Origin of the sequence: Donghicola sp. XS_ASV15 (assembly GCF_041224595.1) — a bacterium.
Classification (GTDB): Bacteria; Pseudomonadota; Alphaproteobacteria; order Rhodobacterales; family Rhodobacteraceae; genus Donghicola.
Genome location: NZ_JBGFGN010000007.1, coordinates 1 through 2,565, shown reverse-complemented (window position 1 = coordinate 2,565; position 2,565 = coordinate 1). Strand labels below are relative to the sequence as shown.

Annotated in this window: 6 protein-coding genes; all 6 read left to right on the top strand. The window is 63.3% G+C overall.

The window, feature by feature from the left end:
• The first annotated feature begins 392 nt into the window (after window positions 1-392).
• The 6 genes from AB9K37_RS00060 (at window position 393) to AB9K37_RS00035 (ending at window position 2,046) form a co-directional block, all read left to right on the top strand.
• Window positions 393-608, top strand: a complete 216-nt coding sequence (locus AB9K37_RS00060) for a hypothetical protein (RefSeq protein ID WP_102856269.1) — start codon at window positions 393-395, stop codon at window positions 606-608.
• Window positions 605-814 (top strand): hypothetical protein, encoded by a 210-nt coding sequence (locus AB9K37_RS00055; protein WP_102856268.1) that lies wholly within the window; start codon window positions 605-607, stop codon window positions 812-814. Before AB9K37_RS00060 ends, AB9K37_RS00055 begins: the two co-directional genes overlap by 4 nt.
• Window positions 811-1,155, top strand: coding sequence for a hypothetical protein (locus AB9K37_RS00050; protein WP_102856267.1), 345 nt, complete (start codon window positions 811-813; stop codon window positions 1,153-1,155). The genes AB9K37_RS00055 and AB9K37_RS00050 overlap by 4 nt, the downstream gene beginning before the upstream one ends.
• The gene (locus AB9K37_RS00045; protein ID WP_158525085.1) at window positions 1,152-1,316 is read left to right on the top strand and encodes a hypothetical protein; all 165 of its coding nucleotides are present in this window, start codon (window positions 1,152-1,154) and stop codon (window positions 1,314-1,316) included. The genes AB9K37_RS00050 and AB9K37_RS00045 overlap by 4 nt, the downstream gene beginning before the upstream one ends.
• A gap of 65 nt (window positions 1,317-1,381) precedes the next feature.
• Entirely contained in the window at window positions 1,382-1,579 is a 198-nt protein-coding gene (locus AB9K37_RS00040) for a hypothetical protein (protein ID WP_102856266.1), read from the top strand.
• Window positions 1,579-2,046, top strand: coding sequence for a GIY-YIG nuclease family protein (locus AB9K37_RS00035; RefSeq protein WP_102856265.1), 468 nt, complete (start codon window positions 1,579-1,581; stop codon window positions 2,044-2,046). Before AB9K37_RS00040 ends, AB9K37_RS00035 begins: the two co-directional genes overlap by 1 nt.
• Window positions 2,047-2,565 lie beyond the last annotated feature (519 nt).

The window sequence follows — 2,565 nt, the reverse complement described above, 5'->3', positions numbered from 1 at the left end:
CTTGGTCGACAAGAGAATATCGAGATCCCCGCGCGAGCGCGGCTATCACACTGGCGGGGGGTTCGGTCAAGCCGAACGCCGCCCGCATCCTTGGGCCAGGTCGCGCAAGCGCGCCCTGTCCGTCTAGGGAACCGCCGGTTCCCCCACGCAAGCACCATGAGCGGCGTCAGGGGGGGTGTCCCCAACCACGGTCTCGGCCGGGGGCCGAGCTGCGTGGCCGGGTGATCCCCCTCCCCTTCGCCCCTACGGACAACCTTGCATGGGTCCCCCTCCTGCCCTCGCCGGGAGGCAGGCTTTCAGGAGAGGGGCGCGCTTCGCGCTTCCTCGCCAGAAACCCCGCCCCGATTTTCGGCAACAGACCGGACAGGGCACCACCACAAGGAGGGCAATCTATGTCCACACGTCTTTTTTCTCTCTTGGCCGAATATGAAGGCCAGCCCGAGCCGCAGGCGATCTACTCGACCAGCGAAACCATGCTGCGCATGATGGGCCGCGACCACCACGCCGCCGCGACGATCAAGCCTGAGTTGCGCGTTATCGACCCCGACGGAAACACCATCGCCACGATGGACATTTGGGCGACAGACTGGACGGAGGCGGGGGCATGAGTGCCCCCCAACCCTCCAAAGGCGTGATCCTGGACCGCGCCGAGCTTGCCACTGTTCTTGCGGGCCTTCGGCTCCTGCAAGCCGCTCAGGAAGTCCCGGCAGGCATCACCGACATTCAGACCGATTGCGGCGAGGTTGAGCCGCTTTCGCTGGAACAGATCGACGCGCTTTTCGCGCGGATCAACGAGGAAGGAGGGGCGGCATGAAACCCCAAATCCGCCTGATCGACGGCTTGCACCTGACAGCGACGGACAAGCGCAATCTGCTGGCCGTCATCGAGTTTGAACGCGCGTCCCCCCCCGAGGTGTGGGGGACGCGCTGGCTTGGACTCCCCAAGTCACCAAAGAGCTACGCGGTGTTGCCAGACCCGGAGAAACCGGGTCGGTATTCCGCCGTCATCAAGACCCGTGAACGCAACGACCGGGGCGAGCCAAAAATCCGGCAATCCACCGTGGTTTTCGTGGCCGAGAACGTCGAGCCGCTACCGCACCCTGATTACCAGACCCAAGACCTTTTCGCGCCGAAGCCGTGGGAGATCGAGGCATGACCTCGCGCATCATCGAGACCCGCGAATACCCTGACGACCTGCCCCGCATCCATAGGGATGAGGCGACGGCTTGGCGCTATGCGAGCCGCACCGGGCATGAGGTTTGGGAAGTGATCGAATACGGCCCGAAAGCTGGCGAGCGGTTTCTAGGCCAAGGGTGATCTATGGCGGGCCTTTCGGCCCGCCTTTTCCGTCTCTATCCTCTGGACCAGAAGGGATTTTCAACATGATGAAGGCTATCTATTTTAGAGCTTATCTCTCCGGCCATTCGGGGCGATTGTTGCCGCGCCAGGTGCGCCGCTTGATCGCTGGCACCGAGCTACATCGCGCTTGGCTTCTCGGGTACTTGGGCTTCTTCGAGCAGGACGGTATCAAATTCGGCCCGGCGAACCCTTACGGGATCACCGGGCCGGAGCGGGCCTGATGGCCCGCCGGTCGCGGGGCTTCACCCGTATCCGCTGGCTTCGCCGGAACGTAGCTTGGGGCACCGTCTATCTGACCTGCGACGAAGCCGACCCGCGCCGGATCAAGATCGGTTTCACGCAACGGAAGACCGTTGATCGCCGGAAAGAGCTTTCCCGCAGCGTCCAAGGTCGCATGGTCATCGTCCAGACCGTGAGAATGCCTCACGCCTTCGCGCTCGAAGCCCGGTGTCATGCCAAAGTCCGCCGACTAGCCTACCGGGATAGAAGCCGCACCCGAGAATGGTATCTCCTGCGCGAAGGCGCTTCGGTCAGCGACGTGGCGACCCTGATTGCCGAGCAGGCGACCCGTCTTAGGCTGATCGCCCGTCTCAAGATTGCTTGGCCGAGCTATGGCCGGATTTCCTTGTTCGATTCAGGCTGGCGACCTTCCGGGCGGGGCGATCCGTTGAAGCTCGATCTCGAATGACCGCCATTCATCTTCCCGAAAATATCCTCGGGGGGAGGGCCGGAGGACCGGGGGGCAGACGGCCCCCCTACCTATCTCGCCAATTTTCCGACCTCATGAACAGCCTCGACAATGCCCCAGGCCATGCAGTCCCGCGTTCGACAGGCGGGACACGGTAGGTTGTTCGCGATCCAGCGCAGGAACTCGTTTTCTGGATACCGCTGGCGTAACCAGAACCCGTTTAGATACCACGGCCCCGCGCCGCACATGCAGCTCAAGCGGAGAGCATGTTCAGCCCCAAGACTGTTGACGCGGAGAGTGTAAAGCGGGGCAAGGAAGGTTTCGCGGATCATCGAAGAACAATAGCGGAACAGTTAGGGCGTCGGAAGTGATACCGCATTCGGGCAAATCCTGATCGCGCGTGACCTCGTGCAGTCGCTCGAGGACACGCGCGCCCAGGACCGGGCTCTACTCGTGCGCCGGCTGCACCGGCCCACTCCCCGAGCTTTCCGCGCCGCCCGTCCCTGCCCCCCAGGTGCG

Excerpts from the sequence above, each read along its gene's own strand:
- AB9K37_RS00045 (WP_158525085.1), top strand. The coding sequence starts at position 1,152 with ATGACCTCGCGCATCATCGAGACCCGCGAATACCCTGACGACCTGCCC.
- AB9K37_RS00050 (WP_102856267.1), top strand. The coding sequence starts at position 811 with ATGAAACCCCAAATCCGCCTGATCGACGGCTTGCACCTGACAGCGACG.
- AB9K37_RS00055 (WP_102856268.1), top strand. The coding sequence starts at position 605 with ATGAGTGCCCCCCAACCCTCCAAAGGCGTGATCCTGGACCGCGCCGAG.
- AB9K37_RS00060 (WP_102856269.1), top strand. The coding sequence starts at position 393 with ATGTCCACACGTCTTTTTTCTCTCTTGGCCGAATATGAAGGCCAGCCC.
- AB9K37_RS00040 (WP_102856266.1), top strand. The coding sequence starts at position 1,382 with ATGATGAAGGCTATCTATTTTAGAGCTTATCTCTCCGGCCATTCGGGG.
- AB9K37_RS00035 (WP_102856265.1), top strand. The coding sequence starts at position 1,579 with ATGGCCCGCCGGTCGCGGGGCTTCACCCGTATCCGCTGGCTTCGCCGG.